The 21006-nt window shown below is 58.7% G+C and carries 20 protein-coding genes; 13 read left to right on the top strand and 7 right to left on the bottom strand.

The genetic code is table 11. From position 1 onward, the window contains the following. Positions 1 to 109 precede the first annotated feature (109 nt). Entirely contained in the window at positions 110 to 1090 is a 981-nt protein-coding gene (locus tag RBB81_RS05740) for a hypothetical protein (RefSeq protein ID WP_353073026.1), read from the bottom strand. 338 nt (positions 1091 to 1428) lie between these two features. Here RBB81_RS05740 and RBB81_RS05735 point away from each other — a divergent pair, with 338 nt between their 5' ends. Then, positions 1429 to 2112 (top strand): PEP-CTERM sorting domain-containing protein, encoded by a 684-nt coding sequence (locus RBB81_RS05735; RefSeq protein ID WP_353073025.1) that lies wholly within the window; start codon positions 1429 to 1431, stop codon positions 2110 to 2112. Between the two features lie 116 nt (positions 2113 to 2228). Here the strand turns inward: RBB81_RS05735 and RBB81_RS05730 are convergent, their stop codons facing one another. Next, positions 2229 to 2864 carry a hypothetical protein gene (locus RBB81_RS05730; RefSeq protein ID WP_353073024.1) on the bottom strand — a complete coding sequence of 212 codons (636 nt, stop codon included), beginning with the start codon at positions 2862 to 2864 and terminating at the stop codon, positions 2229 to 2231. Positions 2865 to 3132: 268 nt separating this feature from the next. Here RBB81_RS05730 and RBB81_RS05725 point away from each other — a divergent pair, with 268 nt between their 5' ends. The 5 genes from RBB81_RS05725 (at position 3133) to RBB81_RS05705 (ending at position 7315) form a co-directional block, all read left to right on the top strand. Beyond that, a complete protein-coding gene (locus tag RBB81_RS05725) occupies positions 3133 to 4056 on the top strand; it encodes a zinc-binding alcohol dehydrogenase family protein (protein WP_423248050.1) in 924 nt (307 codons plus the stop codon). 150 nt (positions 4057 to 4206) lie between these two features. Further along, positions 4207 to 5115, top strand: a complete 909-nt coding sequence (murQ, locus tag RBB81_RS05720; protein WP_179580991.1) for an N-acetylmuramic acid 6-phosphate etherase — start codon at positions 4207 to 4209, stop codon at positions 5113 to 5115. A 42-nt stretch (positions 5116 to 5157) separates the two neighbouring features. Next, positions 5158 to 5643 carry a Holliday junction resolvase RuvX gene (gene ruvX / locus RBB81_RS05715; RefSeq protein ID WP_353073023.1) on the top strand — a complete coding sequence of 162 codons (486 nt, stop codon included), beginning with the start codon at positions 5158 to 5160 and terminating at the stop codon, positions 5641 to 5643. Positions 5644 to 5724: 81 nt separating this feature from the next. After that, on the top strand, positions 5725 to 6090 hold the full coding sequence (locus tag RBB81_RS05710; RefSeq protein ID WP_179580987.1) for a DUF4440 domain-containing protein: 366 nt from the start codon (positions 5725 to 5727) through the stop codon (positions 6088 to 6090). A gap of 58 nt (positions 6091 to 6148) precedes the next feature. After that, positions 6149 to 7315: a glycerophosphodiester phosphodiesterase family protein gene (locus tag RBB81_RS05705; protein WP_353073022.1), complete on the top strand. Its 1167-nt coding sequence runs from the start codon at positions 6149 to 6151 to the stop codon at positions 7313 to 7315. A 317-nt stretch (positions 7316 to 7632) separates the two neighbouring features. Here the strand turns inward: RBB81_RS05705 and ruvB are convergent, their stop codons facing one another. Beyond that, positions 7633 to 8682 (bottom strand): Holliday junction branch migration DNA helicase RuvB, encoded by a 1050-nt coding sequence (gene ruvB / locus RBB81_RS05700; protein WP_179580982.1) that lies wholly within the window; start codon positions 8680 to 8682, stop codon positions 7633 to 7635. Positions 8683 to 9011: 329 nt separating this feature from the next. Between ruvB and RBB81_RS05695 the strand changes: the two genes are divergently transcribed. Further along, positions 9012 to 9146, top strand: a complete 135-nt coding sequence (locus RBB81_RS05695) for a hypothetical protein (protein WP_353073021.1) — start codon at positions 9012 to 9014, stop codon at positions 9144 to 9146. A gap of 240 nt (positions 9147 to 9386) precedes the next feature. Here RBB81_RS05695 and RBB81_RS05690 read toward each other — a convergent pair whose 3' ends face one another. Next, a complete protein-coding gene (locus tag RBB81_RS05690; protein ID WP_353073020.1) occupies positions 9387 to 10751 on the bottom strand; it encodes a glycoside hydrolase family 27 protein in 1365 nt (454 codons plus the stop codon). Positions 10752 to 10889: 138 nt separating this feature from the next. On the opposite strand from RBB81_RS05690, the gene RBB81_RS05685 reads away from it, so the two are divergent. Continuing rightward, entirely contained in the window at positions 10890 to 12578 is a 1689-nt protein-coding gene (locus tag RBB81_RS05685) for a M28 family peptidase (RefSeq protein WP_353073019.1), read from the top strand. A 38-nt stretch (positions 12579 to 12616) separates the two neighbouring features. Here the strand turns inward: RBB81_RS05685 and RBB81_RS05680 are convergent, their stop codons facing one another. Continuing rightward, the gene (locus RBB81_RS05680) at positions 12617 to 12799 is read right to left on the bottom strand and encodes a hypothetical protein (protein WP_179580969.1); all 183 of its coding nucleotides are present in this window, start codon (positions 12797 to 12799) and stop codon (positions 12617 to 12619) included. 108 nt (positions 12800 to 12907) lie between these two features. Here RBB81_RS05680 and RBB81_RS05675 point away from each other — a divergent pair, with 108 nt between their 5' ends. Further along, positions 12908 to 13330, top strand: coding sequence for an OsmC family protein (locus RBB81_RS05675; protein ID WP_179580966.1), 423 nt, complete (start codon positions 12908 to 12910; stop codon positions 13328 to 13330). A gap of 206 nt (positions 13331 to 13536) precedes the next feature. On the opposite strand, the gene RBB81_RS05670 is transcribed toward RBB81_RS05675, so the two are convergent. Both RBB81_RS05670 and RBB81_RS05665 read right to left on the bottom strand, forming a co-directional pair. After that, the gene (locus RBB81_RS05670; RefSeq protein WP_353073018.1) at positions 13537 to 14490 is read right to left on the bottom strand and encodes a cation diffusion facilitator family transporter; all 954 of its coding nucleotides are present in this window, start codon (positions 14488 to 14490) and stop codon (positions 13537 to 13539) included. 156 nt (positions 14491 to 14646) lie between these two features. After that, a complete protein-coding gene (locus tag RBB81_RS05665) occupies positions 14647 to 15159 on the bottom strand; it encodes a hypothetical protein (protein WP_179580960.1) in 513 nt (170 codons plus the stop codon). A gap of 192 nt (positions 15160 to 15351) precedes the next feature. Between RBB81_RS05665 and RBB81_RS05660 the strand changes: the two genes are divergently transcribed. From RBB81_RS05660 to RBB81_RS05645, 4 genes are all read left to right on the top strand, one after another. After that, complete coding sequence (locus RBB81_RS05660; RefSeq protein WP_353073017.1) at positions 15352 to 16944, top strand: hypothetical protein; 1593 nt, start codon at positions 15352 to 15354, stop codon at positions 16942 to 16944. A 261-nt stretch (positions 16945 to 17205) separates the two neighbouring features. Further along, positions 17206 to 17706 (top strand): ATP-dependent protease subunit HslV, encoded by a 501-nt coding sequence (hslV, locus tag RBB81_RS05655; RefSeq protein WP_423248065.1) that lies wholly within the window; start codon positions 17206 to 17208, stop codon positions 17704 to 17706. Between the two features lie 67 nt (positions 17707 to 17773). Next, positions 17774 to 19366 carry an ATP-dependent protease ATPase subunit HslU gene (hslU, locus tag RBB81_RS05650; protein WP_353073016.1) on the top strand — a complete coding sequence of 531 codons (1593 nt, stop codon included), beginning with the start codon at positions 17774 to 17776 and terminating at the stop codon, positions 19364 to 19366. Between the two features lie 424 nt (positions 19367 to 19790). Further along, a complete protein-coding gene (locus tag RBB81_RS05645; protein WP_353073015.1) occupies positions 19791 to 20792 on the top strand; it encodes a hypothetical protein in 1002 nt (333 codons plus the stop codon). The last annotated feature ends 214 nt before the right edge of the window (positions 20793 to 21006 follow it).

The following is a 21006-nucleotide window of genomic DNA, read 5'->3' as shown; positions in this document are numbered from 1 at the left end:
CCTCTTTCCTTCCAGGTCAATAGATGCACCTGGAGGCCAGAGGGAACTTACCATAACCCAGTAATTACTGGCAAATTCACGCTCGGATGCTGCCTCAGCCCTGTGAACACTACATATTTGTGTGGCCGCCGCGCATCTCTTCATTGAACGTGGGCTTGATGAACGCCAGCGCATGCACCAGTTCCGCCTGATACTGCGCACGATGCCCCATCAGAGCCTCGGTCGGCGTCGCATATTCAGTATCCGATGCAAGATGAATCAGCCCCTCACCCGCCAATGCCGCTGCCGTCTTTTTCAGTTCCTCAACGGTCGAGTTCAGATACTGCGCATCCCGAGGATCCAGCAGCCAAACCGGCTGTCCGCCGCCCAGCACTCCCGACAGCCAGAACACCTTCGCCGCCAGATACTCCTGCCGCTGCCCATCCGTCGTGTCATTGAAGTTGAAGCGCTTCTTCCACGGGCTGTAGAACCGCGTCGTCACCGGAACAGGCTGCCGATTGCCGCTCTTCACCAGCTCCAGCTGCCCCTGATCCATCGTCTTCCGCACTGCGTTGTAGATAAATCCCTCGGCAAACGGCTGCTCCGGAGCCTTCACGATCTCCGCAAACGTCACCGTCATCGACGCCGCAACCTTTGCGTGAAGCGGATTCTCCTCACCATCCTGCAGCCGAACCTCGCCATGCACCAGGAACGTATCCGCGCCCGAGGTCGACTCATGGAACGGCCACGTAAACTTCTCGAAGCTCAGCGGCAGCCCATGCAGCGTCAGGTAGCAGTCCGGCCTCGGATTCTTCAACCGCTTCGCAGCCTCTGCCAGATAAACCCCAATTTCGGCCAGCATATCGGCACGGCTGAAGTCGAATTTATCGCTCAGCTCCAGCACCTGCGTCTTCGTCATCGGAGCGGAGGTGCCAGGAAGCTTGCTATGCGTCGGCACCTGCGTCTTCGCCTTATCCGCAACCAGCGCTAGCAAGAACCGCGTCGTCGGATTACCGGAAAAATCCTGTCCAATCGCACTCGAAACCACTACCAGTCCGGCTACCTTCGCCGCAGCATCTACATGTCCAGCCAGTACCTCTTGCGTCCCCATTACCATTTGCCCCAATCAGTTTTTTCTTATATCTCTCCATTTTACGACCTATCCAGCATTTCGCCCATTTTTGCCTAAGCACCAATCCGATGCGGACAGCCTTTTGTCCGTAAACGGTAAGTGCTGATAGATGCCGACTTACGACAATTCTTTAAGAGCAAATCAATTCCCTTTTTCTGCAATTATTTGCACATCGCACCGGGCAACCTTCCCTCTTCAAAAGGTAACCACGGCGATTCAAACGACTACTCAGTGACGACTAGAGCCCTTCGATGGCCATCAACCTGCACTTAAGTAAACCCGTAACCGCTTGTATTTAGGCCCATTGGAGAAGCTTCTTGAAAAAAAATCGTAAGTATCTCACTGCCCTGGTTGCCCTTGTCTTCGGGACCTTTTTCGCCGCTCATGCTGACACGCTGTCACTGGCCAGTTACTCCGGATCTTCTTCCGCACCCGATGTAGCCAACACCGCGACGACCTACAACTCGGCCGCCTCCATCGTTAACAGCGGTTCCACCTCTACCTTCGACATCGCTTCAGGTTCTGTTTGGCATTCAGCCTTGGGCAGCTCAAGTTGGGTCTCCTTCAACGCTCTCACCGGACCAACCTCTGGCTTGGTCGTCCCTAATGGCGATTACCTCTACAACACGCAGTTCAACCTTGGGTCTTCTGCTTCAAACTACGTTGGCTCTCTCAGCGTGCTCGCCGATGACACGGTTTCGATCTACCTCAACGGCAAACTCATCCTGGAGGCCGCAGGTCCCCTGAGCGCAAGCAATGATTACTCTCATTGCTCTGACGTAGGTCCTAACTGCGTTACGCCGCTCACCTTCAGCTTTACTGGATTCGACCAGGGAATGAACGACCTCACCTTCGATGTCAAACAGGTCGCCGGAGTCGACGAAGGTCTCGACTTCGCTGGCACCATCTCCTCCGTACCCGAACCCGCCTCGCTGATGCTGTTTGGTACAGGTCTGCTTGGCATCGTCGGAGTGACACGATGCTGTATCGCAGGAAAGTAATCGACCTCAAAATTGGAGATGTGCCACAACATCGCCTTTCCAACTTCGCCGGCTGAAAAGATCATGGGTCCCCTGCGGCTAGAGCCTTGCCGCAAGTGAAAGAAAACAGATCTTCGCTACGGATGTTTTGCCGCGGCAGCCTTATCAGCCGCAGCCACGGCCTTCTTAAACTCATCCACCGCAGGAACGTTATGCGAACGAAGCCCATCCTTTGCGACATTCCTCCAGCCCGCCGGGCTGTCCAGAGGAAGATTCGTATCGCCGTTGTAAACAGTGAACGAATCGCCTACGCCCCCAATCTCCGTCTGTGGATGCGGCGTTCCCTGCTCACTCGCCTCAGGAACGCCTGCCCCGGACATCTCCGGCTGCCTGCCGTGCTGAGCCCCCACCGACACCCCATTCGCCGTTGGGTCGATCACTCCCACTCGGTTGTTCTGCCGCGGATCGCTGATCGTCGTGTCGACCACGCCCTTGTGCCCCTTGCGAATCACGATAATCAGGTCCGCGCGCTGAGTGCTGATCGTTGGCTGAAATCTTCCCCAATTCAACAGCGCCGTCTCAACGTCCTTTTGCGCTACTTGATTGGCGCGCGGGTCGTCAACGTCAATTCCTGCTTGAGGATCGATAATCACGGCAACAGTCTTCGCGCTGAGAATGTAGTCAGGTAAACTCTTCTCAGCCTTGTTCTTCGCACCCGCAAAGGTCACCATCAACAAGCCCGCGATCAGAGCCACAAACATTCGCCTCGGCATATCCCCTCCTTCATACTCGGCAAGATTTTACGCCGCCGGCGCCAAGACCACATGGACGGCTCGATGGAAGCCGCCGATGCCTGCTGAAGCGAATTGATTCCAGGCACCCCAGCCCTCAATTCAGCATCGAACGACAAGAATCAGCAAAAATCAACAAGGATCAGCGACGCCTAACTCTGATCTAACCCAGTCCCGTCCGTGAAGGTGTCCAGTGATAGCCGCCGTTCTACGATCCGCCAGCCAGCCTCTTTGCATGGAAGAGGTCCCCATGCCCGTCCTCACCGAGGGCCATCTCCTCCTCCGCGTTCTCGCCTGCGGAGTCTGCCGCACCGATCTCCATATCGCAGAGGGCGACCTCTGTCTCCTCCATCGGCCGCTTATCCTAGGCCATCAAATCGTCGGCAAAGTCGTCGACGGCGCCACACCGAATCGCCCCAACGACATGCGCGTCGGCGTCTCCTGGATCGGCGGAGCTGACGGCACCTGCCCCTTCTGCCTCCGCGGCGAGGAAAACCTCTGCGACAACCCCGTCTTCACCGGCTACACCATCAACGGCGGCTACGCCGAGTACGTCCTCGTCCGCTCCGACTTCACCTACCCACTCCCCAACGCCCTCGACGAGACCCACGTCGCCCCCCTCCTCTGCGCCGGCATCATCGGCTTTCGCAGCCTTCGCGTCGCCGGCACTCAGCCCGGAGAGCGCGTCGGTCTCTTCGGCTTCGGCTCCTCCGCCTCGCTCGCCATCAACGTCCTGCGCCACTGGAACTGCGAGGTCTACGTCTCCACCCGCGGCGAAGCCCACCGCACGCAAGCGACTGCTGCGGGCGCCCAGTGGGTCGGCACAGAAAACGACAAGCCGCCCGTTCAGCTCGATCGCGCCATCACCTTCGCGCCCAGCGGTGCTGTCGTCGTCAGCGCACTCTCCAGCCTCCGCAAAGGCGGCGTAGTCGCCATCAACGCCATCCACCTCGACCAGATGCCCGCCTTCGACTACGACAAGCTCCTCTGGGGCGAACGCCAGATACGCAGCGTCGCCAACATGACCCGCCAGGACGCAACCGACTTTCTCAAAGTAGCTGCCGAGATCGGCCTGAAGCCGCAGATCCAAACCTTCCCGCTGGAGAAAGCCAACGACGCTTTGATAGCCGTCAAAGATGAGACCGCCAACGGCTCCTGCGTCATCGTCCCTTAGCAGTCTTGACCTGACTGCGAACTCATTTCGACCGAAGCCACTCGCGCAGTTTGCGAGTTGCGAAGTGGAAAAACCCGCTGTTCTCCTCCGCGTCAACGCACTCCAGGCGACTGAGGCATACTTGCAGTTAGGAAAGTGAACCGCTAACGCATGGAAACTAAGTCGACCCTCGCTCATCTCGCCACCGAAGCCCGCAACTCCCTCACAGAACACATCGACGAACTCTCCACCCTGGACATGCTCCGCCTCATCAACGAGGAGGACGCCAAGGTCGCCGCCGCCGTGGCTGCCGTTCTTACAGAGGTCGCCTGCGCCGTTGATGCCATTGCCGAACGCTTCGCCGCCGGCGGCCGCCTTTTCTACATCGGCGCAGGCACCAGCGGCCGTCTCGGCGTCCTCGATGCCAGCGAGTGTCCCCCAACCTTCTCCGTCCCCCCAACTCTCTTCCAGGGCATCATCGCCGGCGGCGACGGCGCCCTCCGCAAGTCCAGCGAACAATCAGAAGACTCTCCCGAACAAGGCGCCACAGACATCGCCGCTCACGCACTCACCGTCAACGACACCGTACTCGGCATCGCCGCCAGCGGACGCACCCCCTACGTCCTCGGCGCCCTCGCCCACGCCCGTAAACTCGGCGCTCTCACCATCGCCCTCGCCTGCGTACCAGACTCGCAGATGGCTGCAAACGCCGACATCTCCATCGCTCCCATCACCGGCCCCGAGATCCTCACTGGCAGCACCCGCATGAAGGCCGGCACCGCCACCAAGCTCGTCCTCAACATGATCTCCACCGGCGTCATGATCAGGACAGGCGCAGTCTACGGAAACCTCATGGTCAACATGCAGGCCAGCAACGTAAAACTCATAGACCGCGCCCAGCGCATCATCATGGCTACCACAGGCATCGACCAACCCACCGCCGCGAAGATCCTCGATGAAGCCGGCAGCGTGAAGACCGCCATCGTCATGCAGAAGCTCTCCATCGACCGCACCAGCGCCGAAGCAAAACTGAAAGCCCACCGCGGCAATCTCTCCGCGCTCCTGAATCAGAAGTCCTGAACCGCACAGTCTTGCGGCGAGAGGCAGCGGTAGACTGAGGGGATGAAGACCGGCCGCGTGATGGCGTTGGACGTGGGAAAGATTCGTGTGGGCGTGGCCCTATCCGACCCACTCGGTTACACCGCGCAACCCCTACTAACACTGTGGCGCAAGACCAGGGGCGAGGATCTGCGCAGCCTGCTACGCCTAATTCGAAAGCATGAAGTAGTCAAAATCGTGGTGGGCAATCCGCTGCACATGTCAGGCGACGTAAGCCCCTGGGCCGCGAAGGTGCATGAGTTCGCCGACGAATTGCATAAGCGCTCTGGCCTTCCCGTGCAGCTCTGGGATGAACGCCTCAGCTCGGTCGCAGCACACGAGATCCTCAACGAAGCAGGGCACGGCCGCCGCGAGCGCAAGTACGTCATCGATCAGGTCGCCGCAGTCGTCATCCTGCAAGGTTGGATGGAGGCCACAGCACAGGCCGCAGCAAAGGCAGCGCTGCAACAGAGCGACATAAGCGATGAAGATCGTGGCGAAGGCAAGTAACGCCTTGCACGGTTAGAGCTGCATCTGCTATCCCTTGTTCGGTATATGGGCGAACTCACAAGCGACGCCATTCAAGAGATCGTGCGGATCCATTCAGACTGGATCGCTCACGAAGTCGCCGGAGAAGCTCACAAATTGATCGCATTGTGCGCCGACGACATCGAACTGTGGCCGCCTGACGCCGAGCCCGTGCTCGGACGCGCCGCAGTCGCAGCGAAGATAGCGACCGGAACCACAAAAATCCACTCCATCGAGATCACCGATCGTCGCATTCGAGGTTCCAGCGACATCTCTTACCTGACCGCGAACTACAAAACCACCCTCTCCTCCGCAGAAGACTCCACTCCGCGACAACTCCTCGGCAGCCACCTGTGGATACTACGAACTCGGTCCGGCCCATGGACCATCCATCTCATAAGCTGGTCGTCGTGGGACCACGAACCGTGATTCTCCAACCCATTCGCATTCACACCGGAGCAACCTCAACCCGCTATCATCATCGGTTATGTTAGCTTCCATCCGAACACGAATCCTGATCAAGGCCCTCCTCACCACCGGAACCCTCACCGCCCAGCAGGCTCCCATGCAAAATCCCTTCCTCGCCCTCATGACCGCTGCCAATGCCCACGCGAAGGCCCACGGCGCGCAGACGCCCGTCCTCTCGCCCGTCGACGCTACCCTCATCGGCCCAAACCCCTCCGTCGACGTCGCCCAACTCCTCAAAGCCGGCTTCAAGGTCATCCCCTGGACCACCAACGACCCCGCCAAGATGCGCGCGCTCATCGACCTCCGCGTCGACGGCATCATCTCAGACCGCCCCGACCTGCTTCAACAGGTGGTCAAAGAAGAGGCCGCAGCTCACCCCGACGAAGCCGCTTACTTCAAAAGCTTCGACGTGTCGGCCCATCGTGGAGGCCGCGGCCTGCGCCCTGAAAACACGCTCCCCTCCTTCGAGGACGGCCTTGATCATCTGAGCACAACGGTCGAGACCGACACTGGCGTTACGACGGATCACGTCTCGCTCATCTGGCACGATCAGTTCCTCAATCCGGAGTCGTGCCGGCGGGTGGACGGTACTCCTTACACGCTCGAAAACCGCGTCTACACTCGCGATATCTCGCTTGCCGAGGCGCAGAGCACGTTCATCTGCGACAAGCTGCATCCGCAGTTCCCCGACCAGAAGAACGATCTCGCGCTCTCGCCCGTCGCTGTAGCCTTCGCGGCACAGGAGCATCTCATCAGCCCCTATGTCCCAACACACGCCGAGCAACTCTTCCGGTTTACACGCTTCTACGCCGCCTACTATCGCAGCGGAGCGGGCAAGTCGCATCCGGACGCGGCTGCGCGCGCGGCTAACGCGGAGAGAGTTCGTTTCAACCTTGAGACGAAGATCCTGCCTCTGCCCAATGATCCCGTTGGGCCGAACCCGCCATTGGCCAACTCCCATGCCGAACCGGCCAGCAATCACACAGTAGACCCGCAAACCTTTGTCAATACGCTGTGCGGGGCGATTGTGCGCAACCACATGGAGTCTCGCGCCGAGGTTCAGAGCTTCGACTTCCGCACCCTCATCCTCGTCGAGGAGCAGTTTCCGAAGATCCCCACCTACTACCTGACCGAATCGCCAAAGATGCTGAGTTCGGAGTTCGTCCCGGCTGCTTTGCGGCAATAATTTGGTGTTCTGTTGCAGGGTTTTTTTCTGGCGTGGTGGTTGTGGTGTTTTGCAGGGGTTTTTCGCAAATTATGGTTGCGTAACGTGGTGTTTTGGCATGGTAAACGTGGTGTAGATCGTGGTGAATGTGTGGCTGGAAACACCACAAATTTTTGCGACGAAAAATACGCCACGTTTTTCAACTTTATTTTTGGGCAACAGACGGCTCCAGAAGATGTGTCCTGCCCGGACGGGCCTCCTGCGCGGATGGCGGTCACTTCGTGACTTGTATACCGGTCTTGGTGAGTGGAGCGCCTGTGTCCTCCCGTTGGTCGGGTCTAGAAGAGGCTTAGTTTGCGGGGCATCTCTATGCCGAGGTGCTCGTAGGCCAGGCGTGTGGCTACCCGGCCGCGGGGGGTGCGGTCCAGGAAGCCTATCTGGATGAGGAAGGGCTCGTAGACCTCTTCAAGGGCGTCCTGCTCCTCGGCTAACGCTGCGGCTAGTGTGTTGAGGCCTACTGGGCCTCCGTCGTACTTCTCGATGATGGTGCGGAGAAGGCGACGGTCCAACTCGTCGAAGCCGTGGGCGTCTACCTCGAGCAGGGACAAGGCGGCCTGCGCTGTGGGCCGGTCGATGATGCCCTTAGCTCGTACCTGGGCGTAGTCGCGGACGCGGCGGAGGAGACGGTTGGCGATACGTGGGGTTCCGCGGGAGCGCATGGCGATCTCGGCAGCGCCGTCCTGGTCGATGGGAACGCCGAGGACCTCGGCGGAGCGCTCGACTACGAAGCGGAGCTGATCGTCGGTGTAGAACTCGAGGCGGAGAAGGATGCCAAAGCGGCTGCGCAGCGGCGAGGAGAGCAGGCCGGGGCGCGTGGTGGCGGCGACGAAGGTGAAGGGCCGGATTTCCATCACGTGGGTGCGAGCGGCCGGGCCCTGGCCAATGATGATGTCGAGTTTGTAGTCTTCGAGGGCGGTGTAGAGCTTTTCTTCGAGGACGGGCTGGAGGCGGTGGATCTCGTCGAGGAAGAGGACCTGCTTCTCGCGCAGGTTGGTGAGGATGGCGGTGAGGTCGCCTTGAATCTGCAGCGCGGGCCCGGAGGTCTGCTGGTAGCCGACGCCCAGCTCGTTCGCGATGATGGTCGCCAGCGTGGTCTTGCCGAGGCCGGGAGGGCCGAAGAGGAGGACGTGGTCGAGGGCTTCGCCGCGTGACTTTGCCGCTTCGAGTGCGATGGCGAGCTGTTCTTTGGCCTTTTCCTGACCGATGAACTCGGCGAGGCGGGTTGGGCGCAGCTTGAGCTCGAAGGCGTCATCGTCGTCGGCTTTGCCGGCAGAGACCAGACGTTCCGCTTCGGTGGATCTTGCTTGATTGAGGTCTATCTTCGCCATGCCCTGAGGGCGATACTAAGGCGAAGGGCGGCCGGAAGCAACTGTGAGCGCCCGATATCTTTTCGGATGTTCGGGCTGAATGGTTTCGCCAGCTATGCCAACGATCGGACAAGCCGTTCTGGAGGGAGCCGGGAGCCTGATTGCTCTTGGTGGCTTGTATGACGTCTTTGTTCCCGCTTGCCTGCGAATCTGGCGGTTGTGTGCGGAGGTGATCCTCATAGCTCCAAATTGGTTCGGGAGCTGCTGCGTGCACTGGGTGGAACGCTGGTTGGGATCGGCGTGAGTGTGGTGGTGCTTGCCAGCAGAATGGAGCTGCGGATAGAGCGCTCTTGAAGTTGGTGATACTCGTGGTGGTTCTGCCGTCGGAGGGAGTGAATGCGTTTGGGATGTTTCGAGTGGGCTCGCCGTATTACCTGCCGCTTGCGCTGATCGTGATTACGCTGGTGGGATTGGCGATCTGTTAGATCGTGAAGAGAATCGTGTGAGTGAGATCGACCTTGGACTTGCTTTTGAAAGGTTCCGCTTGAGGGCGATGGTGCGGCGAAGATGGTCTGGGATGTAGCTGTTGCGTCCGGGGCTTTGGGTGCGACGCGGGGATGAGGACAACTGCAAATGCGGGGGTCTCTCCACTGCGCGACGGACGGTAAAGCTGTCCGTCGCTTCGGTCGAGATGACGAGTGTTTGGGGTGGTCGAGATGATGAGGTTAGTCGTGGAGGGAGTAGACGGCTGAGCCATGTGGAGGGAGATCGACCTGGAAGGAGTTGAGGAGGCCTAGCTCTTGTCTCTGCCAGAGGTCGCGGACCTTGTACTGCGCTTTGTCGATGTAACCGTACTCTGCGAAGGTCTTGTCGACGTGGACGGGCGTGTCGCTGACGTTGAAGATGGCGAGGTACTGCTTGTCTCCGCGAATGGAGCGCGAGGTCCAGGTGACGAGGGGACCGTCCTCTGTATTCATTTCGCTGGCGATGGAGTCGTGGTCCATCTCGATGACGGCCTGATTGGTGAGAAGTGACTTGAGAGCATCGTCCATCTCGGTGAGATTGCCTCCAAGGAAGAGCGGTGCTCGCGCGATGGCCCAGAGGGTGATCATGGTACGCTGCTCATCTTCAGTGAGTCTTGAGTTGCGTGGTTTGCCTTCGCCGGGGTTGGGACGGAGCTGGCCGAGGGGGAGCATATCCGCATCGGGCCAGCTTCCTGGCTTTGCCTGATCGGCCCACTTCGCGAGGATAGAAAACTGATCCTTTACGCCCTGCGACCACGTGGCGTCGGGGTCCTTATCCCAGTGATCCCAGACGTCGCTCGAGATGCGCCACATCTGCGCGTTCTTTGCCACTTCGCCGGCGTGCTCGATTGGCGTGGGCCCGGGCGAGAGGCTGAGCACGATGGGGCGGCCAGATCGCTCGATGGCTTTGCGAATCATGCGAATCTCGGCGCTCTTGTAGGGGTGCGCGATGCAGTCCACCTTTAGGAAGTCGACGCCCCAGGAGGCGTATTGCTTCATCAAGGCGTCGTACCAGGCTTGTCCGGCGAGGTTGGCTTTGACGCCGAAGTTGTCCGGGTTCCAGGAGCAGGTGTCGGTGGTGTCAGCCGCCATGCTGGCGCGATATTTCGTGGCGCCGATGTAGGGGTTGGCAAAGACAGTCTTTTTAGGGATGCCCCGGAGCATGTGGATTCCGAACCTGAGGCCGTCGTCATGGACGGCATCGCTGAGTGGTTTGAAGCCGCTGCCGGTGGCGGAAGAGGGGAAGCGGTTGGGAGCGGGCTCGTACTGGCCGCGGAGGTTGACGGTGTAGTGCAGAGCCTGCGGCATGGACATGTTTTCGGGGTTCTGCAGATACCAGCCTTCATCGATGACGACGTACTCCCAGCCGAACTCCTTGAGTTGCGCTGCAAGAACGACCATGTTGGCGCGAAACTGGGCCTCGTTCACAGTGGGGCCGTAGGCGTCCCAGCTGTTCCATCCCATGGGTGGTGTAGGAGCTAGCGCTTTGTCCTGTGCTGTTGCGGAGACTGTGAGCAGAAGTGCCAGAGCCACGCTAAAACGCTTCATCACCATGCGAATAAACATATCAAAGTCAGCGTGCTCCGTTCGGTCGGGAGCGGAACTCTGCGATGGAGGCGAAGGCTGCGCTAAGTTGCGATTAGACTGGACGCATCCGTAAAGTCTTACAGGAAGTCTTAGAAGACTTACGCCAGGAGTAGGAACGTGATCCAGATTCGCTCGGCCGTCCGTGTTGCAGCCTTCGTTATTTCTCTCTCCACAGCGCTGATTGCGCAGTCGATTCCGCCTGCCGTGAAGGCAGCGGAGGCATCCATTGACGGCGAAAAGATTCGCGCGCAGGTGCGTTTTCTGTCGGACGATCTGCTGGAGGGCAGGGGGCCGGGGCTGCGGGGGAGCGAGATTGCAGCGAAGTATATTGCGACGCAGTTTGCGCTGTACGGGCTGAAGCCGGGCGGGGACAGCGGAACGTATCTGCAGCAGATCAACTTCGTTGGAATGAAGGCGATTCCTGAGAAGACGACGATGTCGCTGATTCCTGCGAAGCCTGCGGGCAATTCGATTGATCTTTACTCGATCGACCTGAAGTATGCGGACGACTATACGGTGAGCAATCGGATGCTGACGCCGAGCGTGGATATCGATGCGCCGATTGTGTTTGTTGGTTATGGCGCGATTGCTCCGGAGTTTCAGTGGGATGACTATGCGGGCGTGGATGTGAAAGGGAAGGTGATTCTGTGCATTGTGGGGGATCCGCCTTCGACGGATCCGAACTTCTTTGGCGGCGATGCACTGACTTACTACGGGCGCTGGACGTACAAGTTTGAAGAGGCAGCGCGAAGGGGCGCGGTGGGCGCGCTGATTATTCATCGCACCGACCTGGCGAGCTATGGCTGGGATGTGGTGAAGAACTCGAATACGAGTGAGAAGACTTATTTGAGAGACGATAAGAATCCGCAGCTGGAGGCGGCTAGCTGGATACAGCTGGATGTAGCGAAGAAGATCTTTGCGGCGAGTGGGCTGGATGCGGATGCGGAGATCGTTGCGGCGGGGAAGCGGGGCTTCAAGGCGGTGGAGCTTCCGGTGAAGCTGAAGGCGCATGTGGAGAGCACGGTGCGGCCGTTTCAGTCGCCGAATGTGGTGGGGATTTTGCCTGGGGCGAATGCTGGCGGCAAAGATCAGGCGGTGATGTATACGGCTCACTACGATCATCTTGGGTTTGTGCCTGGGATGGCAGGGGACAATATCTACAACGGCGCGGCGGATAACGGCACAGGTTGCGGGATGCTGCTGGAGATGGCGCGGGCGTGGGCGCAGTCGGGCGTGAAGTTGCCGCACTCGCTGATCTTCGCTTCGGTGACGGCGGAGGAGCAGGGGTTGCTGGGATCGGAGTATCTGGGGCAGCATCCGCCGATTCCTGCGGGGCAGATTGCGCTGGATATTAATTACGACATGATTCTGCCGATCGGCGTGCCGCTGGAGACGAATGTGAATGGGGCGCAACGGACGACGTTTTATCCGACGGTGGAGGCTACGGCGAAGAGGTTCAACCTGGCGATTGTGCCGGACCCGAAGCCTTCGGCGGGGAGCTACTATCGGTCGGATCACTTCAGTCTGTCGCGGGTGGGAATTCCGGCGTTCTCGATTGAGACGGGGAATCTTTATGAAGGGCATGATGCGGCCTGGGGACATAAGCAGCATGAAGATTTCACCGCACATGACTATCACAACTTCAGCGACAACTTTCATGAGGACTGGGACTTCAGCGGGAACGCGAAACTCGATCGCTTTGGCATGGAGCTGGGCTGGGAGGCTTTGAGCGCGCCGACGATCATTCAGTGGAAGCCGAAGGATGAGTTCGAAGCGGCGCGGAAGGCTAGCCAGGGAACGAGATAGGGTCGCGTGGGGTGGACGGCGCGGGAAGAATCTGCGGACTAGTAGAAGTCGGCGCAGCTGAGGAAGTAGCCGCAGGTTCGGCAGACGAGCTTGCAGCGGCTGTCTTCGAGCCGAGAAGAGCAGGTGGGGCAGAAACGGGAGTGGTGTTCGGGCGCGAGCGAGGAGATCTGGCAGGTTTTTGCTGCGTGATCGGCGGGGGCGGGCGCTGGGGTTGAGGACATCTCGAAATGCTATCGCATGCGGGATTTTTTCAAGGTCCTTTGGTTCAAGCCGCGCATCGAAGAAGGTACTGTTGAAAGGTACCAATTAAGAACAAAAGGAGAAACAAGATGGATCGCACTGGCAGCGCAGTTTGGCACGGCAAGATTATGGACGGCACCGGCACCATTTCCACGCAGAGCGGCACGTTGAAGGACACGCAGTACAGCTTCAAGACGCGGTTTGCCGACGGTGTGGGGACTAATCCCGAAGAGCTGATTGCGGCGGCGCACGCTGGCTGCTTCACGATGGCGCTTAGCGGACAGCTTACGGAGGCGGGCTTTACTCCCGATACCATTGAGACGACTGCGGTGCTAACGCTCGATGTTCATGGCGCGCCAACGATCACCAAGATTCACCTGACCACGAAGGCGAAGATTCCTGGGATTGATAAGGCTAAATTCGATGAGCTTGCGCACAATGCCGAGGTTGGATGCCCGGTGTCGAAGGTGCTGAAGGCGGCGACGATTACGCTCGACGCTACGCTGCTTTAGAAGAGGGGCTGTCCTGCCGGACGGGCCCGCTACGCACGGGGCGGCCACTTCGTGGCGGGTGTACCGGTTTGGGGTGGACAGACTGCATTGGTCCTCCCGTTGGTCGGATCTAACTTCCTTCCGACCAACTGGAGGACCGCCATTACAAGGTATAGAAGTCACGAAGTGACCGCGCCGCGCGCAGCGGCCCCGTCCGGGAGGACTAATCAGTGAGCGTGGCCGTGATGGTCATGCCCGTGACTGTGGGCACCGATTGCCTCGAGTTCGGGAGGCGCAGCGCAACCATGCGTGGTTTCGCAGCCGGTGATCTCGAACTGGATGGTCGTGTGAGTGATGTGAAAACGGTCGCGCAGGGCGCACTTGATGTCTGCGAGGATGCTGCTGCACTCGGACATAGGCATCTCGGCGATGGTGACGTGACTAGCGAGTGCGTGCGACTGTGAGCCGAGGCTCCAGACATGGAGGTCGTGAACGTTGAGGACGCCGTCAACCGAGGCCATGGCCTGACGAATCTCGCCGAGCTTGAGATTACGCGGCGTGCCTTCGAGCAGGATGTTCAGGGTCTCGCGAATGATGCCGATCGAACTCCAGAGGATCATTCCGGCAATCAGGATAGAGAGCACCGGATCGATCCACGACATGTGGGTGAAGAAGATGGCTGCGCCTCCGGCGATCACTGCGGCGGTGGAAAGCGTGTCGCCAAGCATGTGCAGGAAGACGCTACGAATGTTGACGTCGCCTGAAAACTTCCAAAGCAGGGTTGCGATAGTGCCGTTCATTAGCACGCCCGCCGCAGCCACATACATCATCAGTTTGGGCTGCACCTCGACCGGCACGCTGAAACGATGGATGGCAGCGAAGGCGATCCAGATAGAGAGCACGATGAGGGTTGCGGCGTTGACGAAGGCGGCCAAAACGCCCGCTCGCTGGTACCCGAAGGTCTTCTGGTCGGTTGCGGGACGTGCTTGAAAATAAACGGCTACGAAGGACAACACGATGGCAAGCAGGTCACTGACGTTGTGTCCGGCCTCAGAGATAAGGGCCAGGGAGTGTGCGCGCAGCCCGAAGTAGAAAGTCGCCCCGACGTATGCCAGCGTGAGCACCATGGAAAGCTGCAGAACGCGCTGCATCTTGCTGTTCGGGCTGGCAACCATGTGCATAACAACAAGTGTAGTCTGCGCGCGGTCCGGGTTCAATCAAACGAACCACACCGGTGCGACTTCTCAGCGTTTATTCCTTATCCGCTTCGAAACCCGAGGACTTATTACAAAGAGGATGAAGGCGCTTTGCAGCGGCAATCTGGCGGGACTGGCCGACTAGATCGCATCGCGGCGCTCAACTTCGGTTTGATTGGGGTAGGTGCCTAGCCGCAGGCCGCTCCATGTTTCCGCTACGACGATGCTGTTCGCAGGGTTTTGCGGGGCGTAGCGTACCTGAATGGGAAGGTCGGTGCGAATGCCATGGACCAGGTCGGCGAGCATGGTGACGTCCTGCGCGCACTCGTAGGTTACGCCGGCGATGCGGTAGACATAGACGATCATGTCTGGTGTCAGAGGACCCGGACGGACCGGCTCAGGATCGTCTGCAAGGTCCAAAGCGGGCTGACGAACCTCCGCAACCATGGTGTCCATGATGGTTCCATCGGTGATGCGTCCAACTCGCGCCAGCAGCTCTCGACGCTCTCGCTCTATCTCTTCGGCAGAGGGCCTGCGACGGGTAAGGGCGTAACTGGCGACGCCTATTGCTGCCGCAGTCGTTGCTCCAATGGCGATGAGGACTCGCGGCGAACGGAGGGCAAGCGGCAGGTGAGTTGGAATCAGCGAAAACACAGTCTCTGCCCAAAAGCATAGACCATGCCGAGGCGGTCGTGAGGGGAAGGTGCTGTCTCAGTAACGTTCTTTTGGGGGATTGCGATGCGGATTCGACCCCCAGAAAAAAAATGGAATTGCAGGTTCCCCTTTGTGGGCAGGGTGGAGTAGTATTACGGCGAACTTCGAACTAAATAATGCGGATGATCAAAAATGGCTAAAAATACATGGTTTACCTCCCTGCAGGGAGTTCTGTTGATCGCGCTCGGCTTGCCGCTGAATGCCTTCGCTCAGACACCGGTTGCGATTTCGCCTGCGAAGATGCCGAAGACCGGCACGGTCGACGAGCGCTTTCAATCGTTCAACATCGAGATGGTTGAGGTAACAGGCGGTCGCTTCTGGGCACCGTATAAAAAGCAAGGCACCGCTGACCAAGAGGTGCCGGCAAGCGCGAAGAACTCGGCGCCTGCAGGGATGGATCCGTCGGCATTTCGGTACAGGGAGCCGATCAACCTTGCGAACCCGCGGCTGCGCAAGCTTGCCGCGGGGTTGGCGCCGTCTTATGTAAGGGTGAGCGGGACCTGGGAGAACACGACTTACTTCCATGATTCGGATGATGCTGCGCCGGTGACTCCGCCAACGGGTTTCAACAGCGTGCTGACGCGACCGGAGTGGAAGGGTGTCGTCGATTTTTCAAAGGCCGTGGATGCGAAGATCGTTACGTCGTTCGCGATAAGTCCTGGCGTGCGAGATGCGGAGGGAGTGTGGACTCCGGTAGAGGCGAAGAAGGTGCTTTCGTATACGAAGTCGGTTGGAGGCAGCATCGCGGCAGCAGAGATGTTCAATGAACCCACCTTTGCAGGGATGGGCGGCGCGCCGAAGGGATATAACGCGGCGGCGTATGGAAGAGACTTCAAAGTGTTTCGTGGCTTTGTGAAAGAAGCTGCGCCGGAGATGACGATTCTCGGTCCGGGATCGGTGGGGGAGATAGGGCTCGCAGTGGGCCTGCCCCCGGATTCCCTGATTAAGACCGAGGACATGATGGCTGCGTCCGGGCCCGGGGTGGATGCGTTCTCGTATCACTTCTACGGGGGCGTGTCGCAGCGATGCAAGATGATGGGTCCGGCGGCGCAGACAACACCGGAGGCTGCGCTGACGGATGATTGGCTGTCGCGAACGAATCGGGATGAGGATTTCTATGCGCAGCTGCGCGATCGGTTCGCGCCGGGGAAGCCGATGTGGTTGACCGAGACCGGAGAGACAGCGTGCGGAGGCAATCCTTGGGCGTCGGACTTTATTGACAGCTTTCGGTATCTGAACCAACTTGGAAGTTTGGCAAAGCGGGGTGTGCAGGTGGTGATGCACAACACGCTGGCAGCCAGTGATTATGCGCTGGTGGATGAGACGACGCTAATTCCCCGGCCGAACTACTGGTCGGCTCTGTTGTGGAGGAAGATGATGGGAACGACGGTGCTCGACGCTGGCGCTTCCCCTTCTCCGAATCTGCATCTGTACGCGCATTGCCTGAGGAAACAACCAGGAGGCGTGGCGTTGCTGGCGATCAATGCGGATCGTACGGCACCTCAGGCGTTGGATGTGCCTGTGAAGGGGATGCGCTACACGTTGACGGCGAAGGACCTTATGGACAACAAGGTGGAGTTGAACGGGGCGGAGCTGAAGGTGAGTTCCGACGGCGATCTTCCTTCGCTTGAAGGGCAGGCGCAGGCCGCGGGAGCGGTTCAGCTTGCCCCTGCCAGCATCACGTTCCTGGCGTTTCCTAACGCGAAGAACGCGGCCTGCCGTTGATTCAGGCTTTGATTAAGGATCGCATTCGGTTGAGTTTGGCAGGCGTGCAATGGAGGGAGATCGACGTTATAGAGGATTGAGGGTTTGAAGATATACTGAAGGTTGCCCATGAAGCCTCTCTCCTCTTCCAGCACCAGGTCTGTTGTTGTTAAAAAAGTCTCCACTCTGCCATCCGCTGTTGCCCATCCGCTGGATCTGGGCGAAGGGCGGCGAATTCGTTCTACGACAGTGATCTGTGTGCGTCGCGGCGACTCGGTGGTGATGGCTGCCGATGGGCAGGTGTCGCTTGGCGCGACGATTATGAAGGGGACGGCGAAGAAGATCCGCCGCCTCTATCAGGACAAAGTGCTGGCGGGATTTGCGGGATCGACTGCGGATGCGTTCTCGCTGTTTGCGCGTTTTGAAGGAAAGCTGGAGCAGTATGCCGGCAACCTGGGACGAGCGGCGGTGGAGCTGGCGAAGGACTGGCGCACGGATAAGATGCTTCGTCAGCTGGAAGCGCTGTTGATTGTGGCGGATCCGAAGCAGACTTTTTTGATCTCCGGTACTGGTGACGTAATCGACCCGGATGAGGGGATCGCGACAATCGGGTCGGGTGGCAGCTTTGCGCTGGCAAGCGCGAGGGCTCTGATGGAGAACACAGATTTAAGCGCCCGGGAGATCGCGGTGAAGAGTCTAAAGATCGCCGGGCAGATCTGCATCTATACCAATGATCAGATGACGGTCGAAGAGTTGAAAGCCGAGACGCCGGAGAACCAGTAGCGTCGACTGTTCGTAGAAGTTTTAGAGAAGGTTCGTCGCTGGGATATGCGACAAGGAGTACCGCACTATGGCAATTTTTCTACCTGGAGCTGCTGAAGATCAGGCACTCGCACTCGATGAGATGACGCCGCGCGAGATCGTCACCGAGCTTGATAAGTACGTTGTGGGGCAGCATGCGGCAAAGCGGGCCGTGGCGATTGCATTGCGTAATCGAATGCGCCGGCAGAAGCTTCCGCCGGAGCTGGCTGATGAGATCATGCCGAAGAACATCATCATGATTGGGCCGACAGGCGTCGGAAAAACGGAGATCGCTCGGCGTTTGGCTAAGCTGACGAACTCTCCGTTTTTGAAGGTGGAAGCCTCGAAGTTTACTGAGGTCGGCTATGTGGGGCGGGATGTCGAGTCGATTGTGCGTGACCTGGTGGAGATCGCGATCGACATGGTTCGCGAAGAGAAGATGGAAGAGGTGGAGGATAAAGCGGAGCTTGCGGCGGAGGATCGGCTGATCGATCTGCTGCTGCCTCCGACGCCTAACGCGGCATCTGCTGCGACTGCTGCTGCGGCCACGCACGAGCCGGGGAGCAATCTCATTCAACTTCCGGTGGCTGCGCCTGTTGATGACTCTGAGGAGAAGCCGGGGGATCGGGAGCATAGGACGAGAGAGAAGCTCCGGCAACAGTTTCGCGAGGGCAAGCTGGATGAGCGCACGGTGGAGCTGGATGTACGCGACCGCAACCAGCCCAGCTTTGAGGTGATCTCCAATCAGGGCTCGGAGGAGATGGATATCAACCTGAAGGACATGCTGCCGGGGCTGTTTGGACAGCGCACGAAGAAGCGCAAGATGAAGGTGGCAGAGGCCTTCGACTACCTGGTGCAGGAGGAGGAGAACCGGCTAATCGATATGGATCAGGTGACTCGGCTTGCGGTGGAGCGGGTTGAGGACTCGGGGATCGTGTTTCTGGATGAGATCGACAAGATTGCCGGGCGTGAGGGTGGGCATGGGCCGGATGTCTCGCGGGAGGGCGTGCAGCGCGATATTCTGCCGATCGTTGAAGGGACTACGGTTAGCACGAAGTATGGGATGGTTTCGACAGATCACATCTTGTTCATTGCGGCTGGGGCGTTTCATGTGTCGAAGCCCAGCGATCTGATTCCGGAGTTGCAGGGACGTTTTCCGATTCGCGTTGAGCTGAACTCGTTGACGGTGAATGACTTTATTCGCATTCTGACGGAACCGAAGTCGTCGCTGGTGAAGCAGTCTACGGCGCTCCTGGAGACGGAGGGGTTGAAGCTGGAGTTTACGAAGGAGGCGATTGCGGAGATGGCGCAGTTTGCTTTCAGGGTGAACGAAACCACCGAAAACATTGGGGCTCGGAGGCTGCATACGATTCTGGAGCGGGTGCTGGATGAGATTAGTTTCCAGGCGCCGGATTTGTTCAAGAGTCCGCGGGCGGAGATTACGGAGGAGGGTGTTGTGGGCGAAGTACCTGTGTCTGCATCGCTTACGTCGGAGCCGCAGATGCCGTCGCCGCCTCTGCCTGTGATTGAGCGGCAGACTGCTACGGGCGTCGAGAAGGTGATCGTTGTCGATCCGGAGTATGTGCGGCAGCAAGTGGCCTCGATCGTGAAGGATCAGGATCTTTCGCGGTATATTTTGTAGTTTTTTTTCGCGTGGTGGAGGTGGTGCTTTTGCAGGGGTTTCTGCGTTTTACGGTGTCCAAACGTGGTGTTTTGGATGGTAAAACGTGGTGAAGTTGTGGTGTTTTGTGTGGCTGGAAGTGCAGGAAAGAGCTGGCGTAAAAATGCGCCAGCTCTTTCACTTTAATTTTCATGATTGATCGCCTGGTTCAACGGCTTCTGAGAAGACATAACTTTTACAACTGACTTCGAGCTCTATTTCCGCGGTTTTTGGCGTTGGAAGGCTCGTTTTCGGGGCCTTTGGTGGAGTATTGTCTCGGCGTTGTCATTCGTCGGTCAGCGGTAGCAACTTGTTGAGCTACATCGGGTTCAATGGTCAGGCACAGTTTGAGCCTACTGTGACTTTTCCTCCTCTGTTTCATCTAAAACAACAGAGGTTTTTGAATATGTCAGGGCTCAAATCAATTCTTCTCCTTTCCCTGGCGACTCTGTTTACGCCTGTCTTTGCACAGCAGCAAGGCGCGAACCCAGCCCGCCCGGGAACTCTCAATTATGTTGAAGGCCAAGCCTCCATCGATGGACACCAAGTCACGGCGCATTCTGTGGGCCAGGCGGAGGTGGGGCCGGGTCAATACCTTGCGACTGCCGACGGCAAGGCGGAGATGCTGCTGACGCCAGGCGTGTTTCTGAGGCTGGATAAGAACAGCACAGTGAAGATGATCAAGCCGGACCTGACCCATACCGAGGTGAGCATCGAGCAGGGGCGTGCCGAGGTGGAGGCGGATCAACTCTACCCGCAGAACATGATCCTGATCGATCAGAAGGGCGGTCAGACGCAGATTCTGAAGAACGGGCTGTATGAGTTCAACGCGGATGCGAATACGGTACGCACCTTCGACGGGAAGGCGGCGGTTTATCCCGGCAATAACCTCGAGAGCAATGTAAAGCCTGTGGATGTGAAGGGCGGCAAGCAGATCACGCTCGTTGGGGAGGCGGTGAAGCCTGTGAGCTTCAACAAGGACCGCTCGGAAGACGATCTGTATCGCTGGAGTCAGCTGCGGTCGCAGTATCTGGGCGAGGCGAACGTAAATCTTGCGGCGGAGTATGCCGGGTATGGACCGGAGTACGGCTACGGCGGGTTCGCGCCTGGCTGGGCCTGGGATCCTTATCTGTATGGGTATGACTGGCTGCCTGGTGGCGGCCCGTTCTTCAGCCCCTTTGGATATGGCTTCTACTCTCCGTACTACCTGTATGGCGGCGGCTTTGTGTATGGCCGCGGCTTCTATGGGCGCGGCTACGGCTACCGTGGCGGATATGGATTCCGCGGCGTCAGCGGAGGCTACCGTGGGGCGTCGGTTGCTGGTGGAGGATTCCATGGCGGCGGATTCCAAGGCGGGGGCGGAGGGGGCTTTCACGGAGGCGGCGGTGGTGGCGGTGGCCACCGGTAAGTCAGACAGGAAAAGGAGTTAGAGCAAGAAGGGCTGGATGACCGAAGACGGTCTCCAGCCCTGTCTATTTCGTGGGGATAGGTGGCGATTTGAATCGACTGAAATCGATGGCCTTCCCTATCTCCGATTGTCCTCAACGAGGTGAGTGCTGTTTCTAAACGAATTGTTGTGTAACGTTTTGAACTTAAGGGTCACTACCAGTGCGTTGCCACTC

Origin of the sequence: Tunturibacter gelidoferens (assembly GCF_040358255.1) — a bacterium.
Taxonomy (GTDB): Bacteria; Acidobacteriota; Terriglobia; order Terriglobales; family Acidobacteriaceae; genus Edaphobacter; species Edaphobacter gelidiferens.
Note: the sequence above shows the minus strand (reverse complement) of the source record. Positions and strands in the feature narration are given on the sequence as shown.

Excerpts from the sequence above, each read along its gene's own strand:
- RBB81_RS05740 (WP_353073026.1), bottom strand. The coding sequence starts at position 1,090 with ATGGGGACGCAAGAGGTACTGGCTGGACATGTAGATGCTGCGGCGAAG.
- RBB81_RS05730 (WP_353073024.1), bottom strand. The coding sequence starts at position 2,864 with ATGCCGAGGCGAATGTTTGTGGCTCTGATCGCGGGCTTGTTGATGGTG.
- RBB81_RS05725 (WP_423248050.1), top strand. The coding sequence starts at position 3,133 with ATGCCCGTCCTCACCGAGGGCCATCTCCTCCTCCGCGTTCTCGCCTGC.
- murQ (WP_179580991.1), top strand. The coding sequence starts at position 4,207 with ATGGAAACTAAGTCGACCCTCGCTCATCTCGCCACCGAAGCCCGCAAC.
- ruvX (WP_353073023.1), top strand. The coding sequence starts at position 5,158 with ATGAAGACCGGCCGCGTGATGGCGTTGGACGTGGGAAAGATTCGTGTG.
- RBB81_RS05705 (WP_353073022.1), top strand. The coding sequence starts at position 6,149 with ATGTTAGCTTCCATCCGAACACGAATCCTGATCAAGGCCCTCCTCACC.
- ruvB (WP_179580982.1), bottom strand. The coding sequence starts at position 8,682 with ATGGCGAAGATAGACCTCAATCAAGCAAGATCCACCGAAGCGGAACGT.
- RBB81_RS05690 (WP_353073020.1), bottom strand. The coding sequence starts at position 10,751 with ATGTTTATTCGCATGGTGATGAAGCGTTTTAGCGTGGCTCTGGCACTT.
- RBB81_RS05680 (WP_179580969.1), bottom strand. The coding sequence starts at position 12,799 with ATGTCCTCAACCCCAGCGCCCGCCCCCGCCGATCACGCAGCAAAAACC.
- RBB81_RS05675 (WP_179580966.1), top strand. The coding sequence starts at position 12,908 with ATGGATCGCACTGGCAGCGCAGTTTGGCACGGCAAGATTATGGACGGC.
- RBB81_RS05670 (WP_353073018.1), bottom strand. The coding sequence starts at position 14,490 with ATGCACATGGTTGCCAGCCCGAACAGCAAGATGCAGCGCGTTCTGCAG.
- RBB81_RS05660 (WP_353073017.1), top strand. The coding sequence starts at position 15,352 with ATGGCTAAAAATACATGGTTTACCTCCCTGCAGGGAGTTCTGTTGATC.
- hslV (WP_423248065.1), top strand. The coding sequence starts at position 17,206 with ATGGCTGCCGATGGGCAGGTGTCGCTTGGCGCGACGATTATGAAGGGG.
- hslU (WP_353073016.1), top strand. The coding sequence starts at position 17,774 with ATGGCAATTTTTCTACCTGGAGCTGCTGAAGATCAGGCACTCGCACTC.
- RBB81_RS05645 (WP_353073015.1), top strand. The coding sequence starts at position 19,791 with ATGTCAGGGCTCAAATCAATTCTTCTCCTTTCCCTGGCGACTCTGTTT.